Consider the following 21,768-nt stretch of genomic DNA (forward strand, 5'->3'; position numbering starts at 1 on the left):
ATGGAGCAGGAAAGTCGGGCGCGACGCCGTGACGCGGCAGTTTCTTGGGACAACGCGGCCCCGACAAAATTTCCGCGCTTGGGCACGTTATCCGGGCCGCTCCATTTGGCGGAGTTCAGCATGAGCCTTATGACGTCGTCTCTGCGTAACCTCACAGCGTCCTCGGTCGCCGCCGTCTGTTTGTTCGGACCCTTGTGCTTGTTCGGATCCTTGGCCGAGGCCGAGGAGGTGGCGTCCGATAGCGAGAACGGCCGCTATACGATGTCGACCACGGCCGACGGCGTGATCCGGCTCGATACGCGGACCGGCGGGATCGCGACCTGCAACAACAGCGCGGGCACCGGCTGGGCCTGCTACGCGGTGCCTGACGAGCGCGCGGCGATGGACGCCGAGATCGGTCGTCTTCAGGCCGAGAACGAGAAGCTGAAGGCGCAACTCGCCGCGCGTGATCAGACCGTCACCGGCAAGATCGACGAGCCGTTGCCGAAGGATCAGGCGCTGCCGAAGTCCGATCAGTTGAAGAGGGCCGAGCCGAAACCGGGAGCGAGTACACCCGATCCCAGATCCGCCGACGGATCGCGCAAGCTCGAGATTCCGCTCCCCAGCGACCAGGACATGGATCGGGCGATGACATTCCTGGAACAGGCTTGGCGGCGGCTGATCGACATGGCGATGCGGGTGCAGAAGGACGTGTCGGGCAGGATCTGAGGGCGCCTCGTCCGAACCCATCGAGGAGCTGTCGATGTCCATCAGATCATTGTCCCGCGGCGCGTCCTCGACTGCCACCGTGAACACGGTCGCGACCTCGTTGCTGACAGCTCAGACCCCGGGTCGAGGCTTCGTCGATCTCACGTCCAAGGTCGCCGCATTCCTTCGTGACGCCGGCGCCAAAGAAGGCGCGGTGACTGTGTTCGTCCGTCACACCTCGGCGTCCCTGACGATCCAGGAGAATGCCGACCCGTCGGTGCTGCAGGATCTCACCACGGCATTGTCGCGGCTAGCGCCGGAAAATGCCGGCTGGATCCATGACACCGAAGGCCCGGATGACATGCCGGCTCACATCAAGACGATGCTGAGCGGAACTTCGCTGCAGATTCCGGTCGTGAGCGGCGAGATGCTGCTCGGCACCTGGCAGGCCATCTATCTGATCGAGCATCGCAGCCGGCCGCACACTCGAGAGGTCGTGCTGCAGTTCATCGGCGCATCCTGATCCGCCACCCGCAAACAGAACGGCCGCGGATCCGATCCGCGGCCGTCTGTGTCAGTACAGGGCGGGCGGCACTCCTGCCGCGCGCGAAGGTCAGGTCGACTGGATGTCGACGTCCTTGGTTTCCGGCAGGAAGATGAAGCCGACCACCGCCGTGATCAGTGCGAACACGATCGGATACCAGAGGCCGGCATAGATATCGCCGGTCGAGGCGACGATCGCGAACGCGGTCGCGGGCAGGAGGCCGCCGAACCAGCCGTTGCCGATGTGATAGGGCAACGACATCGAGGTGTAGCGGATCCTGGTCGGGAACAGTTCGACCAGCATCGCCGCGATCGGGCCGTAGACCATCGTCACGAAGATCACGAGGATCAAGAGCAGCCCGATGATCGCGGCCACCTGCGGACGGAAGATGTCGAACGGATGCGCCATCTTCACGATCGCCGGATTGCCCGCCTTCGGATAGCCGGCCTCCGCAATCGCGGCGGTCAGCGCCGGGTTGCCGCTCTTGGCGTCGGCGTAGGGTACTTCCTTGCCGTTGAACGTCACCTTCACGCCGGAGCCCGCCGGGCCGGGAACGGTCGCGTATTTGACCGACGACTGGGCGAGGAAGGCGCGGGCGGTGTCGCAGGGCGCGGTGAAGACGCGGGTGCCGACCGGGTTGAACAGGTCACCGCAGCCGGCCGGATCCGCCACCACTTCCACCTTGGTCGCTTCGATCGCCTTCTCCAGCGCCGGGTTGGCGTTGGTGGTGATCAACTTGAAGATCGGGAAGAAGGTGAGTGCCGCGATCAGGCAACCGCCCATGATGATCGGCTTGCGGCCGATCTTGTCGGAGAGGATGCCGAACACCAGGAAGAAGCCGGTGCCGAGCAGGAGCGACCAGGCGATCAGGAGGTTGGCGGTATAGCCATCGACCTTCAGGATCGATTGCAGGAAGAACAGTGCGTAGAACTGGCCAGTGTACCAGACGACGCCCTGGCCCATGGTGCCGCCGATCAGAGCGAGCAGCACGATCTTGGCATTGCTCCAGTTGGCGAAGGCTTCCGTCAGCGGCGCCTTCGAGCTCTTGCCCTCATCCTTCATCTTCTGGAACACCGGCGACTCGTTGAGGCGCAGACGGATCCAGACGGAGACGCCGAGCAACAGCACCGAAACCAGGAACGGGACGCGCCAGGCCCATTGCGTGAACGCCTCTTCACCGGTCAGCGTGCGCGTGAAGAGAATCACCAGCAGCGACAGGAACAGACCGAGCGTCGCGGTGGTCTGGATGAACGACGTGTAATAGCCGCGCTTGTCGTGCGGCGCGTGCTCGGCGACATAGGTCGCGGCTCCACCATATTCACCGCCGAGGGCGAGCCCCTGCGCCAGACGCAGTGCGATCAGGATCACGGGCGCAGCAAAACCGATCGTCGCGGCATTCGGTAGCAGGCCGACGATGAAGGTCGACAGGCCCATGATGAGGATGGTGACGAGGAAGGTGTATTTGCGGCCGACGATGTCGCCGATGCGGCCGAACACGATGGCGCCGAACGGGCGGACCAGGAAGCCGGCGGCGAAAGCGAGCAGCGCGAAGATGTCGCGTGTAGCCGGTGGGTAGGCGCTGAAGAACTGGGCGCCGATGATCGTGGCCAGTGACCCGTAGAGATAAAAGTCATACCACTCGAAGACAGTGCCGAGGGACGACGCTAAAATGACAAAGCGCTCGTCGCTCGTCATCCCTCCCGATCTCGCTTGTGTGGCTACCATTGTCGACATTGGCATTCTCTCCCCAGAGTGTTGCTTACTTTCGCTTCGCCCGGACCGATTGCGATCGCGTGCGAAGGGCATTGGCGCCCTAAGTAACATTGCAGTGAAACCAGCCCCAATACGACTTTCGGCCCTGACCGGCTTGAGGTGGGGAGAAATGGCGCGCGGTGCTCAATTCGCGGCGGGCGTGCCCCGCGACGGATGCTGCGTTGCACAAGCAGGAGATTAACTGCTTTCACTGCAAGTGGAATTGCCTACTTGCATGCGACCACCGGTCGGGTGTGTATTCCAAGTGACAGCTTGCGACAGGTCCTGACCGGCTCATCGCCAGCCCCCGAGAGCTTTGTAAGATTATTTCCAAGTATGGTGGCTGCCAGCACCCATCTCGTCATCGCCGATGATCACCCGCTGTTTCGCAACGCGTTGCGACAGGCGGTCGCGAGCGTCGTGAGCGACGCCGTCGTCGACGAGGCCGGCTCGTTCGAGGATCTGACCGCTCTTCTCGAGCGGGATTCCGAGATCGACCTCATCCTGCTCGATCTGATGATGCCGGGCGTCTCCGGTTTCTCGGGCCTCATCTATCTGCGCGCGCAATATCCGGCGATTCCGGTAGTGATCGTGTCGGCCACCGACGACGGCGGCACGATCCGCCGCTCGCTGGACTTCGGCGCCTCCGGCTTCATCCCCAAGCGGTTCGGGGTCGACCCGTTGCGCGATGCGATCGTCAAAGTGCTGGCGGGCGATGTCTGGGTGCCGCCCGACACCGACCTGTCGGCGGCCGCCGACCCCGAGATGAGCAAACTGCGCGACCGCCTGGTGACGTTGACGCCGCAGCAGGTCCGGGTCCTCATGATGCTGTCGCAGGGGCTGCTCAACAAGCAAATCGCTTACGAGCTCGGCGTCTCCGAAGCCACGATCAAGGCGCACGTGTCGGCCATCCTGCAGAAGCTCGGTGTCGAAAGCCGCACCCAGGCCGTGATCGCCGCGGCCAAGATCGCAGGCTCCGCCTGGCGGCAGGAGACGCCGACGGGGAAGTGATCCTTGCTCGCAAGACGCGGATACGGTGAGGATCTGAACGGACCTGACGGCCTTCCTGCCGCAGGATGGCGTGCGCGTCCCTTGGTCGTTCGTGACTCGCCTTCATGGCCTCGCGGGCGTGTCCGGCGTCCACGCGCTATCCGGCCTGCTCGCTGAACGACGCAATCGTCTGCCGTTGACGGTTGACCACCAGGCGCGTCACGTCCGGTCGCGAATAGTGGCCTGCCTGATCAAAATTCTGCCGTTCGCGCCGCACCATCCGCTGATCCAGTGTCGCGACGATCAAGTCCTCAATGTCTGTCACGGGGGCAACGATCCACTCGCCGTCCGGCCCGGCGACGCACGACCCGCCGTTCGCCAGCACATCCGGGCATCTTTCGAGCATTGCTCTTGCCGGGCTGCCATGCGGCACGTCGGTCTTCCGCATCAGGCCAGAGACGGACAACACGTAGCTCCTGCCTTCACGGGCGAGAAAGCGCGTGGTGCCTTCGGTATTGCGCAAGTTGCCCGGCCAAAGTGCCACGTGCAGATCTTCGCCCTGCGCATAGAGTGCTGCGCGCGAGAGCGGCATCCAATTTTCCCAGCAATTGAGCCCACCGACATGGAATGGGCCGACAGGATGCACCTGCAGGCCGTTGCCGTCGCCAGGCGCCCAACTCAGGCGTTCCTCATACGTCGGCATCAGCTTGCGATGCACTGACGCGATCGTCCCGTCGCTGCCGATGTGGACGCGTGAGCAATAGACGCTGTGGCCGCCGCGATCAGCCGGGCGCTCGATGATCCCAAGCATCACTGCAAGGCCAAGTTCCTTGGCAACGTTGGTCACGGGCTCCAGGTGGCCGGCCTCAATCTGGACGGCCTGATCGAGGTAATGTGCGTGAATTTCTTTCTGAAGGCCCGATTCGAATCGGGCGCCATCGGTGTGCTCGATCCAGAACGGATAACCGGGCGCAAGCGCCTCGCCAAACGCCAGGAAGCCGCAACCCCGCTTGGCTGCCGTCACACAACAATCGACCACTTTCTGGAGTGTAGCCGTGCGTTCCAGCCAGACTGGCGCAATCTGGGCCAGGCCGACGGTCAACTGGTCGCGGTCAACGGTGGACATCGTAGAATTCATCTTCTGCCTTCTCGCTATGCGGGACTGCTAGTTGGCGCTATAGCATCAGTCAAATTAATCATATCGATAGGGCACGATCTTGTTTCCTAATATCACTCTGGTCCAGACCCGCTGCTTCTGCGGTGTCGCGGAGAAAGGCAATTTCACCGTCGCAGCCGAGCATCTGTGCCTGTCGCAGTCCGCGGTCAGCCAGGCGGTGGCCGCACTGGAGCGGACGTTGGGTGCTCAGCTTCTTGTGCGGGGTCGGGATGGCGTCACGCTGACGAGCGCCGGGGTTGCTGCGCTGGCCGAGGCCCGCGCAGTCCTTGCGGCGGTCGAACGCCTTGCGGGCAGCGTCCGCCGCGCGGCCACATTGAGTGGCAGCTTGCGCATCGGCGTGGTCCAGAGTGCTGCGATACGCCTGTTGCCGGGCTGGCTCCGTCAGCTCCGTGCCGCCCATCCCGATGTTTCGGTGACGCTCTATGAAGGGACCGACCCGGAAGTCACCGCATGGGTCCAAACGGGGATCGTTGACATTGGCTTCACCAGCCGCACGCACGCGGCGCTGGCCGCATCGCCTGTCTTCCAGGACGACTACGTCGTGCTGGTTCCTCAAGGGCATGCCCTCGCCGCAAGAACCTCGGTCGCCCTGCGAGATCTGGACGGGCAACGCATGTTGTTGTCTGGAGGCGGGTGCGAAACGCTCGTCCAGGAGCTCTTGGCGACCGCCTCGAGCAATCCCGACATCGTCTGCCTTGTGCGCGACAATGCAACACTGGCCAGCATGGTGAGCGAGGGGCTGGGGCTCACCATCATGCCCGAACTGGCGTTGCCGGCGGATCGGCAGGGTTTCGTTACGCTCAAACTGCGTCCGAACATGCGCCGTACACTTCATGCCGTGACGAGGAGTCCCGAGGAGCTCGGGCCTGTACCCTTGGCATTTCTGAAGCTGGTCAAGCGCAGCATGAGATCGGAAGCGAGCAGCCAATTAACACGGCGAAAGGTGAAGCTGTCACGACCGAGATGAGTCGATTTGAGTGAGGGTCGAGGGCTGGCACTTGGCGAAGTCCGTGACAATCGACTTGCCGGAAAGCGGGCTCGCTCGTCTTCCGTCCCGGTCAATGTTGCTTGCCGACCGATGCCGACGGGATCAGAAAATCTGTCATGAGGAAAAGCGCGTGTGCCGCAACTCCGAAACGCGAAGCTCGCCACCGCACCGCGTCCACTACTCCGCCGCGACCATCTGCTGGATGCGCCACTGGCCGAGCAGCGCGCGCAGCGACGCCGGCTTCACCGGCTTGTTGAGCACGGCGATGTTCTCCTCGCGCGCGGCGGCGCGGACATGCGGGCTGCGATCCGCCGTGATCAGGATCGCCGGGAGGGTTTCGCCGAAGCGACGGCGGATATCGCGGATTGCCGCGATGCCGTTGCCGCGATCGAGATGATAATCGACCAACAATCCGGTCACGGCGGCGCCCCGGGCTTCGATCGCCTCGACCGCGGACTCCGGGTCGGGCACCGCGATCACCTCGGCATCCCATGCCGTCAGCAAGGTCTTCATGCCGTCGCGAATGGCGGGGTCGTTTTCGATGCAGACGATCAGAGCGCCTGAGATCGTCGTCTTGGCAAGGGGAGTCGCGCTGGTCACCGCTGCGGTGTGGTTGATCGCCTTGGCGATCGGGACCGTGATCGAGAAGGCCGAGCCGCCGCCCGGCTGCGAGTCGAGCGCAATGCCGTGATTGAGCACGCGCGCGATGCGCTCGACGATCGACAGTCCAAGCCCGAGGCCGCGCGCGATCCGGGCGCCCTGTTCGAGGCGGTGAAACTCCTTGAAGATCTCGCCGCGCTTCTGCAGCGGAATGCCAACGCCCGTGTCGTAGACGCCGATCTGCAGCGACCGGCCGCGGCGGCGGCAGCCGACCAGCACGCGGCCGTGCGGGGTGTATTTGATCGCGTTCGAAATGAAATTCTGCAACAGGCGCCGCAACAACAGGCGGTCGGATTCGACCGGCAGCGAGCACGGCACGAAGATCAGCTCCAGCCCCTTGGCGCGTGCGGCCGGCGCGAACTCGATCTCGAGCGAGCGCATCAGGTCCGCCATCTTGAAACTCGAGATCGCGGGCGTCATGGCGCCGGCATCGAGGCGGGAGATGTCCAGGAGCGCGCCGAGGATCTCTTCGATCGCCTCCAGCGATTCATCGATGTTCTCGACCAGACGCGAGTCCTCGCCGAGCCTCTGCCGCTCGACCAGGCTGGTGACATAGAGCCGCGCGGCGTTCAGCGGCTGCAGAATGTCGTGGCTGGCGGCGGCGAGAAAGCGCGTCTTGGAGATGTTGGCATCTTCGGCGGCGCTCTTGGCCAGCGCCAGTTCCGAGTTGAGCCGGGTCAGCTCTTCGGTTCTGTCGCGCACCCGCTTCTCCAAGGTGGCGTTGGCGCGCTCCAGCGCTTCGGCCGCTTCGAAGGACGGCGTGACGTCGGTGAAGGTGATGACGAGGCCGCCGTCGGGCATCCGATTGCTGCGCACCTCGATCACCATGTGGCGATCGGCCAGGCGCTCCAGATGGGGCTCGCCCTCGGCCGTGTAGGCGGCCAGCCGGCGCGCCAGCAGCGCTTCTCCGTCCTCGTAAGTTGGGGCACCGATCGAGCCTATGAATTCGAGGATTTCCTTCAATGGGCTGCCGATCTGCACCAGATGCGGCGGCAGGCCGAGCAGCTCCACGAATTGCCGATTGGAGCAGATCAGCTGCAGATCGACGTCGAACACGGCGATGCCCTGCCGCACATGGTTGAGCGCGGTCTGCAGGATCTCGCGGTTGAAATGCAGCGCGGCATGGGAATCGTCGAGCAGCTTCAGCGCGGTCTTGGCGGAGACGGTCCGCTTGCGCAGCAGCAGCGACATCACCAGGCGCGAGGACGCCGCGCCGATCGAGGAGGCGATCAGGCGCTCCGCATGGCGCAGCAATTCGAAGTCGGCAGGGGCCGCCGGATCGAGCGTCGTGTGGTGGTTCGCCGCGAAGGCTGCGAAGGAGTCGCGGGCGCGGTCGGGCCCGAGATATTGCGCCACCGTGCTCTGGATGTCCTGCACGGTGACGGTGGACCGCCAGCGCCGGAAGCTCGGCGCGATCGGCGTAAGTTCGGCCGGAACGAACAGATCGGCCTGCACCAGCTCGATCGATGACGGCTGGCGCGCCAGCGACAGCAGCACATAGGTCAGGAAATTGAGCGACAGGCTCCAGAGCACTCCATGCAGGAGCGGCGGCAACTCGGTGCCGAGCAGGGCTTGCGGCCGCAGCGCATCGATGCCGAACGGGCCATGCTGCAGGAACAGGATTCCGGCCGTCGATGTGTCGAGGAAGCTCGGAATGAACAGGGTGTAGAGCCAGACCGCGAAGCCGATGATCATGCCGCCCATCGCGCCGCGCGCCGTGGCGCGACGCCAGAAGAGCCCGCCGAAGAACGCCGGCGCAAGCTGCGCGATCGCGGCAAAGGACAACAGGCCGATCGCGGCAAGCTGGGTGTTGCCGAGCGCGCGATAATACAGATAGGCCATCACCATGATCGCGAAGATCGCGATCCGCCTTGTGCCGAGCAGGAAGCCGGCGAAACCGCGCGTTTCACGGGTGTCCTGCTGGCGCTGCAGCACCAGGGGCACCACGATGTCGTTGCAGACCATGATCGAGAGCGCGACGCATTCGACGATCACCATGGCGGTCGCGGCTGACAGGCCGCCGACGAAGACGATGATCGAGAGCACGGTCGCGTTCGCCTCGATCGGCAGCGCCAGCACGAACATGTCGCTGTCGACGGCGCCGAACGGGAAGGTGATGAGCCCGGCAAGCGCGATCGGGACCACGAACAGGTTGATGGCAATGAGATAGAGCGGAAACAGCCAGCGCGCCCGCGTCACCTCGGCGTCGTCGGCATTCTCGACCACGCTGACATGGAACTGGCGCGGCAGCAGCATCGCGGCGCAGAACGACAGCAGCGTCATGGTCAGGAAATTGCCGATGCCGGGAATGTATTCGATGGTGCGCTCGGCCTCCGGCGATCGCATCGCACGCTCGATCAGTTCGTGCGGCGAGAACATGATGAAGGTGACGAAGACGCCGGCGGCGAGGAAGGCGACCAGCTTCACGATCGATTCCGTGGCGACGGCGAGCATCAGGCCGTGCTGATGCTCGGTGGCGTCGGTCTGGCGGGTGCCGAACAGCACGGCGAAGGTCGCCATCGCTAGCGTCACCAGCAGCGCCATGTCGCCGACCAGCGGCATGCGCGAGAACGCCTGATCCTCGCTGAGGATGGTTTCGAGCGAGGAGGCGACCGCCTTTAATTGAAGCGCGATGTACGGCACCGAGCCGATGATCGCGATCAGCGCCACCGTCGCCGCCACCGCCTGGCTCTTGCCGTAGCGGGCGCCGATCAAGTCGGCGACCGAGGTGATGTTCTGCGACTTTGCCAGATGGATGACGCGGCGGAGCAGCGGCGTGCCGAAGCCGATCAGCAGGATCGGCCCGACATAGATCGCGAGGAAGTCGACATTGGTGCGGGTGGCGAAGCCGACCGAGCCGAAGAAGGTCCAGGAGGTGCAGTAGATCGCCAGCGACAGCGGGTAGATCAGCCGCGAGAAACGGCCACGCCCGTCCGAAGGCCGCCGGTTGCCAGCCCGATTGCCGCGGCTCGCGACCAGGAACAGGAAGCCGATATAGCCGAAGGCGGCTGCGATCACTGCCCAGTCATGCAACATCGCTTGCGTGTCTCCCGACGTCTCCTCGGCTTCGGGCTTGTCCCGTTATTCGGGAAATCTAGCGCGTTGCGGGAGGGGAGGCGACAGTGATCTTGCTGCGCGATCGCAGAACTTCGCTCATCGTTAGCGATGGCGGGCGTGCGGCATAGGTTCGTCATTCCGGGGCGCCCATAGGGCGAGCCCAGGAATCCATTTTCACGGCGAGGGATGAGGATAGGTGGATTCCGGGCTCGCGCGTTCCGCGCGCCCCGGAATGGCGAAAAGAGGGTCGGCAAACCGGATGCCGCTACCCGAAAAGGTCTACTCCGCCGCCAGCGCCTTCTTGTTCAGCGGCAGGCCGAGCCGCTCCCAGACCTGCACGAGCGACTCGGCGAGGCGGTCGATCAGGCCGTCGTCGTGATAGGGCGACGGCGTGATGCGCAGCCGCTCGGTGCCCTTGGCCACGGTCGGATAGTTGATCGGCTGGATGTAGATGCCGTGCTCTTCCAGCAGCAGGTCGCAGGCCTGCTTGCACTTCTCGGGATTGCCGACGAACAGCGGCACGATATGAGTGTCGCTCGACATCACCGGCAGGCCCGCGGCCGAAAGGATCGCCTTGACCCGTGCGGCGCGGTCCTGGTGGCGCTCGCGCTCCCAGCTCGAACTCTTCAGATGCTTGATCGCGGCGGTCGCGGCCGAGCAGATCGGCGGCGGCAGCGAGGTGGTGAAGATGAAGCCGGGCGCATAGGAGCGCACCGCGTCGATGATCTCGCCTTTCCCCGCGATGTAGCCGCCGAGGCAGCCGAACGCCTTGGCGAGCGTGCCTTCGAGGACGTCGATGCGATGCATGACGCCGTCGCGCTCGGCGATGCCGCCGCCGCGCGGGCCATACATGCCGACGGCATGGACCTCGTCGACATAGGTCATCGCGCCATAGCGTTCGGCGAGATCGCAGATCGCCGCGAGCGGGGCGACGTCGCCGTCCATCGAATACAGGCTCTCGCAGGCGATCAGCTTGGGCCGGTCGGGCCCGGCGGCGATCAAGAGCTCCTCGAGATGGGCGAGGTCGTTATGGCGCCAGATCTGGCGCTCGCAGCCGGACTGGCGCACGCCCTCGATCATCGAATTATGGTTCAGCGCGTCCGACAGGATCAGGCAGTTCGGGATCAGCTTGGCCAGCGTGGAAATGCCGGTCTGGTTGGAGACGTAGCCGGAGGTGAACAGCAGCGCCGCTTCCTTGCCGTGGAGGTCGGCGAGCTCCGCCTCGAGCTGCACCAGCGGGTGGTGCGTACCGGCGATGTTGCGGGTGCCGCCGGCGCCGGTGCCGACGCGGGTCGCGGTCTCGACCATGGCGCCGACCACCTTCGGATGCTGGCCCATGCCGAGATAGTCGTTGGAGCACCAGATCACGACGTTGCGCGGGCCGTTTGGCGAATGCCAGATCGCGTGCGGGAACCGGCCGGCGATGCGTTCCAGATCCGCAAATACACGGTAACGGCGCTCCTCATGCAGACGACCGAGGGCGGCACTGAAATACTGGCTATAGTTCATCACGAAACCTAACGTGGCGCGCTGCAGTGCAGCACCGAAAACGGAGCCTCGCGGCAGCGAAGTCTGACGATCTTATTAGAGCGTTTCCAGCTCGGCTGTCGAGTTAGAATCCCGAGCCCGGCGTTGGGCGATTTGTCCAAGCGCCAGCCCTCGGGGCTCAACCATCAAGCGCCGACGATCGCGACTGAACCGCGCTCGCATTGCGGCGACGCTGCGGCGGGATCGCAGCCGGTTCGGGCCGGCGGATTTGCCGCGGCCTCAGGTCGTCCGATACTGGAGCACGCCGCCCACTTCCGCCGCCGTGAGGCGGCCTTCGACCAGCATGTAGTTGACATGTGCGATCAGCTCGCCCGCGGCAAAGCCCATCTGGTGCGGATCGAGCACGTGCTTGTGGAACACGACCGGCACCAGCTGCGCCGAGGTCTTCGGCTCATCGAGGCAGGCTTCCGCGATCATGCGGCAGCGCTCCTCGTGATGATCGGCGAGCTGCTTGATCCGCGTCTTCAGGCCGTAGAACGGCACGCCATGGCCGGGCAGCACCAGCGCGTCGTAGGGCAGGGTGGTGGTGAGGCTCGCCAGCGAGGCCAGATATTCGCCGAGCGAGTTCTGGTCGGGCTCGACCGCCCAGACGCTGACGTTGGGCGAGATCTTGCTCAGGACCTGATCGGCCGAAAGGAACAGCTTGTCGGAGGCACAATACAGCATCACCTGGTCGAGCGCATGGCCGCCGCCGGTGATCACCTTGAAGCGGCGGCTGCCGATCTGGATCTCGTCGCCGTGGGAGATGCGCCGATAGGAGGGCGGCAGCACCGAGACCCGCTTCAGATAATCCTGGCCGCGGCCGAGCAGCTTGTCGGTCAGCGTTTCGTCCATGCCGTGGCGGCGGAAGAACTGGCGCTGCGCGCCCAGCCGCTCCTCGCTGCCGCGGTTCTGGTGATAGACCGACTGCAGATACTCGACCTGCGACATCAGAAGCGAGCAGTTGAAACGCTCGACGATCCATCCCGCGAGGCCGACGTGATCGGGATGCGAATGGGTCACGATCAGCCGCTTGAGCTTCACATGCTGCAGCGGTCCTTCGAGCAGCCTGGTCCAGGCCGCAATCGACTCCTCATTGCCGAAGCCGGAATCGATGGCGGTCCAGCCGTCGCCGTCTGCGAGCAAATAGATGTTCACATGGTTGAGGCGGAACGGCAGCTTCAGCCGCAGCCAGAGCACGCCGGGCGCGACCTCGACGACCTGATCCTCCCCGGGATGGCTTTCCCAAGGGTATCGCAATGCCTCGGCGGAGGAGTGAACGGGGTGTGTCTTCGAATGCATGCCATCGGCTTAAACGCCGCCGCGGACGAGCGCCAGCCGAAAAAATGCGGGCGGGTAGCGGCTCGGCGCAAGGCTGCCAATCGCACGGACATTCGGGGTCTGGCGCTTCGCGCCATCCCGGAATGACGACTCCCCTACGCCGCCCGGATATTGGTCAGGAACGCGTCAATCTCGGCGCGCAGGCTGTCCGCTTCATGTCGCAGGGCGTCAGACGCGCTCAAGACATCTGCCGCCGCGTTGCCGGCCTGGGCGGCCGCGCTGGAGACGCCGGTGATGTTGCCGGAGACTTCGCTGGTGCCGCCGGCCGCTTGCTGGATGTTGCGGGCGATCTCGCGCGTGGCGGCGCCCTGCTGCTCGACTGCGGCGGCGATCGTCGTGGTCACGTCGTTGATCTCGGCGATGGTCTCGCCGATGTTGCGGATCGCCGTGACCGCCGACGATGCGACCTGCTGCATGCCGGCGATCTGGCTGCGGATCTCGTCGGTCGCCTTGGCGGTCTGGCTCGCGAGGCTCTTGACCTCCTGCGCCACCACGGCGAAGCCGCGGCCGGCTTCGCCGGCGCGCGCGGCCTCGATGGTGGCATTGAGCGCCAGCAGGTTGGTCTGCGAGGCGATCACCTGGATCAGGTCGACCACCACGCTGATGCGGCTCGCATTGTCCGCCAGGCCCTGCATGGTGGCGTCGGTCGCGCCGGCCTCCTCCACCGCCTTCTTGGCGATCCCTGCCGAGGTCACGACCTGTCGGCTGATCTCCGCGATCGAGGATGACAGCTCCTCGGTGCCGGCCGAGACGGTCTGCACATTCGCCGAGGTCTGCTCCGCCGCCGCGGCCACCGCGCCGACCAGCGAATTCGATTGCTCGGCACTGTCGGACATGCTCTGCGCCGTCGTCTGCATCGCGTTCGCCGAGGCCTGCAGGTTGGCCAGCGCATCGCGCACCGTCGCTTCGAATTCGGCGATCCGCGCTTCCATGCGCGTGGCCCGCTCGGCTTTGACCAGGCGATCCTGATCCTGCTCGGCCGCAAGCGTACGGGCGTTGATCATGCCCTCGCGGAACACCGCGAGCGTCGCCGCCATCGCACCGATCTCGTCCTTCTGGCCGCCATGCCGGATCTCGGCGTCGAGGTCGCCGCTCGAAAGCCGCTGCATCGCCCGTTGCAGGCGGCTGATCCGGCGCAGGATGTTGCCGCCGACATAGAGCCAGACGAACAGAACCGAGCCGATCAGCGTTGCGGTGCCGGCCCCGATCATGATCAGGGTCGCGAGCTCAATGTCCTTGCCCGCGCGCGTGGTCGCGGTCTCGGTCGTGGTGCGGACACCCTCGACCAGCTGCTGCACGCTGATCTCCAGCCCGATATTGAGCTTGCGCGTCTCCTCCAGCACGGTCTGGCCGTAATCGAACGCGTCGAGTTCCTTTTCGCGCAGCTTGAACACGCGCGTCTTGCCTTCGCCGAGCGCAGCGAGCTTCGCCGCCGCCTCGCGCAACGCGGCGGTCGCGCGATTGTTCGGCAGCAGTTCGAGGTTGGATTTCAGCTGCGCCAGCGCTTCCTTGAAGGCCTTCTCGGTCGTCTCCAGCGTATCGGCATCGTTGGCGGAGAGCGCGGCGGCCATGTGCGCGGCAATCAGGTTGCCGCTGGCGATAACATTGCCGAGCTGTTCGACGAACCGCGCGGCGGCGGTCGCGTCGTCGACGGAGATCTCGGCGGCGCTGAGCACGGCGTTCAGCTCGGTCTGCGCGTCCAGCATGGGCGCGCTTGCGGCCGCGGTGAAATCGGCCTGGGCCCGGCGCAGCGCGTCGTATTGCTTGTTGTGAGTTGCCGTCACCTCCAGCCGCTCGCGCGCGGCCGAGACCAGGCTCTGGTTAGCCTCGCTGATGTTCTTGATCGTTTCGGCAAGTGGAGCGACGACACTCTTGTCGGCGCCGAGCGTTGCGATCTCCTTCAGCCGCTGCTCGGTGATCTTCTGGATCTCCTGCATCTTCTTCAGCCGCTCATCGAGGGCCTCGTGAGTCTGTGATCCCAGGAGGGCGGGGCCGAGGCTCGCAAGGCTCTGGCTCTGCGCGAGCAGCTGCAGGCTTGCGGTGAGGCGCGGAATGTCGCGGCCCGACAGGTCGACCATGGTGCCGCCGATATAGCGCAGCATCACGCCGGCTCCGGCGCTGATGAGGATGGCCATGCCGGCAATCACGGCAAAGGCGGCGAACAGGCTGCCCTTGACGCCCCATCGCGGACGCAACAAGGCGAACGCCCTGCCGATGCTGAACCGAACCGCCATTCTGTTTCCCCCGACACACAACGACTTGGAGCCGAATTTTGGGCGCAGTATCGCGGTCGCGAGTTAACAAATCCGGGAAAACACTGGATCGATGCAGAAATTTTAGGCGCCTGCGCATTTCATCCAGCGGGATTTAACGGAACGGCAACGCTTGGTCGTGCTGCGCGGAGCGCGACGCCGTCGAAGCGACATGCGGCGACGAGCGGGTGCGCAAAAGGAAGGGGCCGGCATCGCTGCCGGCCCCCTTTGACGTATGTAGGTCGTTGGATGCGGCTCAGTAGCGCGCGGCCACCGGAGCGCCCCAGTTGAAGCGATAGTTCACGCCGGCCTTGAAGGTGTGATCGTCGGTGGTGAAGCTGCCGGTCGGCACCAGTGCCGGCGGCGCGGTGAAGCTCGCGCTGCCGAAATTGTAGTAGTCGTACTCGACCTTGGCCGACCAGCTCGGGGCGAACATGTATTCGAGGCCCGCGCCGACCGTGTAGCCGTTGCGATGGTCGCCGGTGGTGCCGAACCCGACCGGAATCCCGCCCAGCGTCACGCTCTCGTTGTTGTCGGAATAGGCGTAGCCGCCCTTCACGTAGACGAGGCCCGGACCCCAGGTGTAACCGAAGCGGCCGGTGATCGAGCCGAGCCCGCGCTGGCTGTTCTTATAGGTGTAGCCGCCGGGGAACACGGCGCCCACGTTGCCGCCGACCCAGCTGTACTGACCCTCGGCACCGATCACCCAGTTCGGGGCGAACTGCCAGTCGGCACCGACCTGCAGACCACCGAGGAAGCGGCCGTTCGAATTGTTGCCGGTGGCAAGGCCGGAGAAATTGCTGTCGCTGGAGAAGGCGCCGCCGAGATGCGCGCCGAGATAGAAGCCGGTCCAGTTATAGATCGGCGCGACATAGGCCGGAGCCTTGGTCGCATAAGGATAGGAGCGCGCTCCGAGATCGGCAGCGCGAGCGGACTGCGCGCCGGCCAGGACCGCGAGCGCCACAGTCACGAGCAGAAACTTCTTCATCGTTCATCTCCAACGCATACAAACGTCAAGTCGGACACCAAGTGCGGCGTCATCGATGCGTCAGGAGATAGATCGCTTTTGAATAAAATGCTGTCACTCGCGAAACACAGGGGTCCTTAACCCAACCTGTTGGCGTGCGAACGTTTTCTCGTGGTTAGCGGAAGCTTAAGGAAGGCTGAAGCGGGCGTTAAGGTCGGCTCGCGCCGTGTCGGTTTGAGACATCGGAATTAAGGTGCGTTAAGCGCTGCGTGAAGAGCTGCGACGGCCTCGGCCAGCTGGTCGCGATGCAAGACATCGTCCTTGGGAATCGTTCCGATGTCGGCGGCGATCTCGCGCAGGATCGCGGCGAGCAGGCCATAGTTCAGATGGAGGTGGATCGACTTGCGGACTTCCTCCGATCCCGGATGTTCCAATGTCAGCGCGAGCCCGCTCGGTTCGAGACGAGCCTCGAAGCGGGAGGAGTGCTCGAAGGTGCCGACGTAGAATTTGTCGGGATATTCGAGCGCGACCTCAGCCTTGTCCGGAACCGGTTTTGACATCAGGTACCTCATTCAGATCGAGCGAATGTTGGCGGGATGGCGCCAATCGGCTTTGCGCCAGATCATGTCCTGCGCCTGCGGCTCGCAGTGGGCACCCGCAGTTCTAGAGCATGATCCGGAAAAGTGGAAACCGGTTTTCCCTCGCGACAAACGCCATAGGCGTTTGCGCGGAGATCATGCTCAATCAAAGAGATGAGATCATGAGGCGAGCCCAAGGAGCGATCGCCTTTCCGGAGGCGAGCAACGTTCCATCAGTACTGTCCATTTTGAGTTCCCGCGGCTCGCTGCTGGTCATCTCACCGCTGCGTAGCGGCTTCAATTCCTCATCGGCTGATCGAAGATAAGGGGACGGCTGCCGGGATCTTGGATGTATCCTGCTAAGCGATATCGTCGATATCGACGCGGAGCGCAGCCGCGATCTTCTTGAACGTATCGATCGTTCCCTCACGATTGCCGGTTTCGAGTTGCGAAATGTACGGCGCGGCAAGGCCGGTTTTCTCGGCCAACTCTTTGCCGGTCATGCCGCGATATTCGCGCCAGACACGGATCTTGTTCTCGCCGTTGATGAGTCTGTCCGCGAATTCAGCGGGGATCAGCTCCTCCTCACCCGTCGCAAGCTTGCGCTTGATCTCATCAACAGCGCGCGCGTCGGCAGCCTCCTCGGCAGCTTCGATCAGGCGCTCATATTCTTCGAAAGGAATCACCACCATACGATCCCCGCTCGGGGAGGTGATGATGTTCAGTTTGCGCATGATCCTAATCCTCGTAAACGCTGCCGCGCGGGCCCACCTTCAGGACGTCCATGACAACGCCGTCTTGGGTAAAGATGACGCGCCAATCACCCACCCGCAGCCGCCATTCGTCCTCGCGCCCTTGAAGCTTCTTCACGTTGTTCGCCAAACTTGCCGGATTCTCCGCGTATTGACGGATTTTCTCCTGGATCAGCTGCGCCGTGTTGCTTGGCAATTTCGCTAGGGCCTTGATGGCGGCTTTGGTGTAGCGAATTTCCATGGGTTGAATATTAGCAAATAGCTAATCGATGTCAATTTCAAAATAGCAAATCGCTAATATTTGTAACTGCCCCTTTTAGCTCGGGCAAAATGCCGCTCCTGAGTTTCTTGCCAGCTACAAGGACATCGGACCGCCTCGATCCGGGCGTTCACGGCACGCGCAGCGATGCCGGAACAGGGCCGGGACCGCGGCAGCGGCCCCGACCGCCAGTTTAACGCTTCAGGAACGCTGTCATTCCGAGGCAGTAGCGCTCCATAGTTCGATACTGTCGCATCGCTCCGGAATGACGCCTGCTAGTTGGTTTGCCGCACCAGGTCGCTGATCCGCACCGGGAAGCGCCGGATCCGCACGCCGGTGGCGTGCCACACCGCGTTCGCCACTGCACCGGCCGAACCGGTGATGCCGATCTCGCCGACGCCTTTGATGCCGAGCGGATTGACGTACGGATCGTGCTCCTCGACCGTGAACGCTTCCATCGCCGGGATGTCGGCATTCACAGGCACATGATACTCGCCGAGATTGGCGTTCATGATGCGCCCGGTGCGTCGGTCGGTGATCGCCTCCTCGTGCAGCGCCAGCGAAATGCCCCAGATCATGCCGCCGAGCAGCTGGCTCTCCACCAGCTTCGGATTGATCACCCGGCCGGCTGCGAATGCGCCGATCATGCGGCTGACCCGGACCTGGCCGAGATCGGGATCGACCTTCACCTCGGCGAACACCGCGCCATGCGAATGCATGGCATATTGCTCGTTGAGCGCCGGATCGGGCGCGCCGCTGCCGGAGGCGTCAATCTCGGCGAGGCCGGCGCGCGCCAGGATGTCGCCGTAAGCTTCGCCGCGGCCCTCGTCGTCGCGCCGGAACAGCCGGCCGTTGCGCGCGATGACGCCGGCATTGCCGGCGCCGAACAGCGGTGAGCGTTCGTCCGAGGTCGCAAGCTCCGCGAGCTTGGCGATCACGGCCGCGCCGGCGTTGTGGATCGCGGTGCCGACGGTGGCGGTATGCGCCGAACCGCCGGCGATTCCGGCATCCGGCAGGTCGGAGGTGCCGGCCTTGTACGCGACCTGATCGATGTCGAGTGCCAGTGCATCGGCCGCGACCTGCGCCAGCGCCGTCCAGGCACCCTGGCCCATGTCGTGCGAACCGGTTTCGATGGCGCCAGTGCCGTCGCGGCGGATCACCGCGCGGGCTTGGCCTGCGAACATCAGCGCGTGGAAGGTCGCCGTCCCCATGCCCCAGCCGACCAGGAAGCCGTCCTTGTCGCGCATCATGCGGGGCTTCAGCGGCCGATCCCACCAGCCGAAGCGCGCCGCGCCCTGCGTGTAGCATTCGCGCAGCGCTTTCGAGGAGAATGGCTTGCCGGTGGCCGGCTCGACCTCGGCGTAGTTCTTGACGCGGAAGGCGAGCGGATCGAGGCCGCAGGCTTCCGCCATCTCGTCCACCGCGCTCTCCAACGCGATCGATCCCGGCGCAATGCCGGGCGCGCGCACGAACAGCGGCGTGCCGGTATCGACGCGCACGGCGTCATATGTGGTCGCGATCGCCGGCGCCGCATACAGCGTATGCGTCAGATGCGCCGCCCCCTCGTAGAAGTCTTCGAAGCTGGAGGTCACCACCCGGGCGTGATGATGAATCGCCGACAACTGGCCTTCGGCGCTCGCACCGAGCCGCAGCGTCTGACGGGTCGGCGAGCGATGGCCGAACGGACCATAGAGCTGCTCGCGACGGACCACGAGCTTCACCGGACGTCCCACCAGTTTGGCGGCGAGGATGCCGAGCACCTGCGGCCCCGCCATGATCCCCTTGCCGCCGAAGCCGCCGCCGAGGAATGGGCTGCGGATCAGGATGTTCTCCGGCGGGATGCCGAACAGGCCGGCGATGCGCGCCTGCATCATCGCAAGCCCTTGCGTCGGCGTGTCGATCACCAGCCTGTCGCCCTGCCAGTTCGCTACGATCGCGTGCGGCTCCATCGCATTGTGGTAATGCGGCGGCGTCTCGTAGGTGGTCTCGATCGACTTGTCGCTGCCGGCCAGCGCCGCCTCGACGTCGCCATGGCGGCTTTCCGCGGGAAAGCCCATGCCGACCACGGGAGGCACATAGGCCCCGTCGGCATCGAGGCCGATGCGCACCGGCTCGACTTCATAACGCGGCGCCAGCAGCGCCGCGCCTTCGGTCGCGGCCTCCAGTGTCTCGGCGATTACGACTGCGATCGGCTGGTTTACATAGCGGACGCGATCGTTCTGCAGCGCCTCGAACCTGAAGGCGAACGGATTGGGCTTGCCGTCGGGATCGTCCGCGAGCGGCGGACGGTTGGCTGAGGTCCTCACCTCGATCACGCCGGGATGAGCCTTGGCCGCTTCGACATCGAGCGAGACCACGCGGCCGCGCGCGATACTGCTCACGGCAAGCACCGCATGGAGCAGGCCAGTCGGATTGTTGTCGGCGGCGTAGCGTGCGGCGCCGGTGACCTTCAGCACGCCGTCGCGGCGGGACAGCGGCTGGCCGATGGTCGAGCCGTGCCGGACGTGGGCTGGATCACGGGACAGGTTGAGTTCAAGCATGATGGAGAACTCCTGGAACGGAGGAAACGGGAACGGAAGAAAACGGAGAGGCGGGTAGCGCCGGCACGCGGTCGGGCGTGCCTTGGGCGGCGGCTTGCAGCGCGCGTACGATCAGGTTGGTTGCGAGCGGGATCTTGTAGGCGTTGTCGCCGGACGGCTTTGCGCCGGCGAGTGCCGCAGCGGCCGCGCGTTGAAACGCGCCGGCTTCGGCGGCTTGGCCGGCGAGCAGGGCTTCGGCTTCGCGCGCCCGCCACGGCTTGGCGGCGACGCCACCGAGCGCGAGGCGCGCTTGCTTGATCGCGCCGTTCTCGACGATGAGACCGGCTGCGGCCGAGACCACGGCGAAGGCGTAGGAGGTGCGCTCGCGCACCTTGAGATACCGCGCGTGTGCGGCGAAGGCGCGCGCGGATGCCGGCAGCCTGATCCCGACGATCATTTCGCCCGGCTCCAGCACGGTCTCGCGCTCCGGCGTGGTGTCTGGCAAAAGGTGCAGTGCCTCCAGCGCGACCTCGCGCCGCCCCGGTTTGCCCTCGATCTCGACGACCGCATCAAAGGCCGCGAGCGGCACGCAGAAATCCGATGGGTTGGTGGCGATGCAGGCCTCGCTCCAGCCCAGCACCGCGTGCTGGCTGTTCTCACCGTCCCGCGCGTCGCAGCCGGCGCCGGGGCTACGCTTGTTGCAGGCCGAGGCCGGGTCGTAGAAATAGGCGCAGCGCGTCCGCTGCAAGAGGTTGCCGCCGACGGTCGCCGCGTTGCGCAGCTGCGCCGAGGCGCCGGAGAGCAGCGCTTCCGCCACGGCCGGGAAGTCGTTTGCGAACACCGGATCGTGCGCAAGGTCGGCATTGCGCACCAGCGCGCCGATCCTGACGTCGCCATTGCCGAGCCGCTCGATGCGGTTCAGTTCGGGCAGGCGGGAGATGTCGACCAGCCGTGATGGCCTGACCACATTGCCCTTCATCAGGTCGAGCAGATTGGTGCCGGCGGCGAGATAGGCGGCGCCGGGCTGGCTCGCGGCAGCAATTGCTTCGGCAATGCTCGCCGGCTTCACATAGTCGAACCGGTTCATGCCGCGCGCTCCGCCTTCGTCTTGCTCGCAAGGGTCTGCTGGGCGTCCTGCACCGCCTCGACGATGCCGACATAGGCGCTGCAGCGGCACAGATTCCCGCTCATGCCTTCGCGGATGCGCTCGGGGTCATCGCCGGCCTGGCCTTCATTGATCAGGCCGATCGCGCTCATGATCTGGCCCGGCGTGCAGAAGCCGCATTGCAGGGCGTCATGGACGATGAAGGCGTCCTGCACCGGGTGGAGCTGGTCGCCGTCGGCCACGCCCTCGATCGTGGTGATCGCGGCGCCGTCGAGGCTGGCGGCCAGGGCGAGGCAGGAATTGATGCGGCGGCCGTCGACCAGCACGGTGCAGGCGCCGCATTGGCCGCGGTCGCAGCCCTTCTTGGTTCCGGTGAGGTCGAGGCGTTCACGCAGGAGGTCGAGCAGCGTGACACGGGGGTCGTCGAGCGCAAGCGTTCGCGGCTCACCGTTGACGGTGAGTCTCACAGTCCAATTCATGCGTTGTTCCGATCGAAGCTATGGCCTAATCGGATCGCGGGCGGCCACGCCTTACGGGCGGTGGTCCGTGCGGGATCCGGGCACCCCTGGGCTTGGCAAGGAGAAGTGACTGGCCCGGGGTGACACGCCCATTT

General features: G+C 64.9%; 17 protein-coding genes. 4 read left to right on the top strand and 13 right to left on the bottom strand.

The features are described 5' to 3' along the window. Nucleotides 1-120 precede the first annotated feature (120 nt). Together QX071_RS06170 and QX071_RS06175 are read left to right on the top strand one after the other, a co-directional pair. Entirely contained in the window at nucleotides 121-708 is a 588-nt protein-coding gene (locus QX071_RS06170) for a hypothetical protein (protein WP_315701774.1), read from the top strand. A gap of 34 nt (nucleotides 709-742) precedes the next feature. Then, on the top strand, nucleotides 743-1,210 hold the full coding sequence (locus QX071_RS06175; protein ID WP_315701773.1) for a secondary thiamine-phosphate synthase enzyme YjbQ: 468 nt from the start codon (nucleotides 743-745) through the stop codon (nucleotides 1,208-1,210). A 90-nt stretch (nucleotides 1,211-1,300) separates the two neighbouring features. Here the strand turns inward: QX071_RS06175 and QX071_RS06180 are convergent, their stop codons facing one another. Next, complete coding sequence (locus tag QX071_RS06180) at nucleotides 1,301-2,926, bottom strand: MFS transporter (RefSeq protein WP_315701772.1); 1,626 nt, start codon at nucleotides 2,924-2,926, stop codon at nucleotides 1,301-1,303. Nucleotides 2,927-3,319: 393 nt separating this feature from the next. Between QX071_RS06180 and QX071_RS06185 the strand changes: the two genes are divergently transcribed. Continuing rightward, on the top strand, nucleotides 3,320-3,994 hold the full coding sequence (locus tag QX071_RS06185; protein ID WP_315701771.1) for a response regulator transcription factor: 675 nt from the start codon (nucleotides 3,320-3,322) through the stop codon (nucleotides 3,992-3,994). Nucleotides 3,995-4,130: 136 nt separating this feature from the next. Here the strand turns inward: QX071_RS06185 and QX071_RS06190 are convergent, their stop codons facing one another. Continuing rightward, on the bottom strand, nucleotides 4,131-5,099 hold the full coding sequence (locus QX071_RS06190) for a carbon-nitrogen hydrolase family protein (protein ID WP_315701770.1): 969 nt from the start codon (nucleotides 5,097-5,099) through the stop codon (nucleotides 4,131-4,133). 91 nt (nucleotides 5,100-5,190) lie between these two features. On the opposite strand from QX071_RS06190, the gene QX071_RS06195 reads away from it, so the two are divergent. Beyond that, nucleotides 5,191-6,117, top strand: a complete 927-nt coding sequence (locus QX071_RS06195; protein WP_315701769.1) for a LysR family transcriptional regulator — start codon at nucleotides 5,191-5,193, stop codon at nucleotides 6,115-6,117. Nucleotides 6,118-6,315: 198 nt separating this feature from the next. Here the strand turns inward: QX071_RS06195 and QX071_RS06200 are convergent, their stop codons facing one another. From QX071_RS06200 to QX071_RS06250, 11 genes are all read right to left on the bottom strand, one after another. Then, a complete protein-coding gene (locus tag QX071_RS06200) occupies nucleotides 6,316-9,834 on the bottom strand; it encodes a PAS domain-containing hybrid sensor histidine kinase/response regulator (protein ID WP_315701768.1) in 3,519 nt (1,172 codons plus the stop codon). Between the two features lie 300 nt (nucleotides 9,835-10,134). Beyond that, nucleotides 10,135-11,364, bottom strand: a complete 1,230-nt coding sequence (gene hemA, locus QX071_RS06205) for a 5-aminolevulinate synthase (protein WP_315701767.1) — start codon at nucleotides 11,362-11,364, stop codon at nucleotides 10,135-10,137. Nucleotides 11,365-11,622: 258 nt separating this feature from the next. Beyond that, complete coding sequence (locus QX071_RS06210; protein ID WP_315701766.1) at nucleotides 11,623-12,684, bottom strand: MBL fold metallo-hydrolase; 1,062 nt, start codon at nucleotides 12,682-12,684, stop codon at nucleotides 11,623-11,625. A gap of 134 nt (nucleotides 12,685-12,818) precedes the next feature. Continuing rightward, the gene (locus QX071_RS06215; RefSeq protein WP_315701765.1) at nucleotides 12,819-14,957 is read right to left on the bottom strand and encodes a HAMP domain-containing methyl-accepting chemotaxis protein; all 2,139 of its coding nucleotides are present in this window, start codon (nucleotides 14,955-14,957) and stop codon (nucleotides 12,819-12,821) included. 274 nt (nucleotides 14,958-15,231) lie between these two features. Further along, nucleotides 15,232-15,963, bottom strand: coding sequence for an outer membrane protein (locus QX071_RS06220; protein WP_315701764.1), 732 nt, complete (start codon nucleotides 15,961-15,963; stop codon nucleotides 15,232-15,234). A gap of 227 nt (nucleotides 15,964-16,190) precedes the next feature. Further along, entirely contained in the window at nucleotides 16,191-16,502 is a 312-nt protein-coding gene (locus QX071_RS06225; protein WP_315701763.1) for a hypothetical protein, read from the bottom strand. 377 nt (nucleotides 16,503-16,879) lie between these two features. Continuing rightward, nucleotides 16,880-17,254: a helix-turn-helix transcriptional regulator gene (locus QX071_RS06230; RefSeq protein WP_315701762.1), complete on the bottom strand. Its 375-nt coding sequence runs from the start codon at nucleotides 17,252-17,254 to the stop codon at nucleotides 16,880-16,882. Between the two features lie 4 nt (nucleotides 17,255-17,258). Continuing rightward, nucleotides 17,259-17,513, bottom strand: a complete 255-nt coding sequence (locus tag QX071_RS06235) for a type II toxin-antitoxin system RelE/ParE family toxin (RefSeq protein ID WP_315701761.1) — start codon at nucleotides 17,511-17,513, stop codon at nucleotides 17,259-17,261. A gap of 293 nt (nucleotides 17,514-17,806) precedes the next feature. Then, complete coding sequence (locus tag QX071_RS06240; RefSeq protein WP_315701760.1) at nucleotides 17,807-20,071, bottom strand: xanthine dehydrogenase family protein molybdopterin-binding subunit; 2,265 nt, start codon at nucleotides 20,069-20,071, stop codon at nucleotides 17,807-17,809. After that, entirely contained in the window at nucleotides 20,064-21,137 is a 1,074-nt protein-coding gene (locus tag QX071_RS06245; protein WP_315701759.1) for a xanthine dehydrogenase family protein subunit M, read from the bottom strand. The genes QX071_RS06240 and QX071_RS06245 overlap by 8 nt, the downstream gene beginning before the upstream one ends. Then, nucleotides 21,134-21,634, bottom strand: coding sequence for a (2Fe-2S)-binding protein (locus tag QX071_RS06250; RefSeq protein ID WP_315701758.1), 501 nt, complete (start codon nucleotides 21,632-21,634; stop codon nucleotides 21,134-21,136). The genes QX071_RS06245 and QX071_RS06250 overlap by 4 nt, the downstream gene beginning before the upstream one ends. Nucleotides 21,635-21,768: the final 134 nt, after the last annotated feature.

Source organism: Bradyrhizobium sp. SZCCHNS1022, assembly GCF_032484835.1.
In the GTDB taxonomy this organism is placed as follows: domain Bacteria; phylum Pseudomonadota; class Alphaproteobacteria; order Rhizobiales; family Xanthobacteraceae; genus Bradyrhizobium.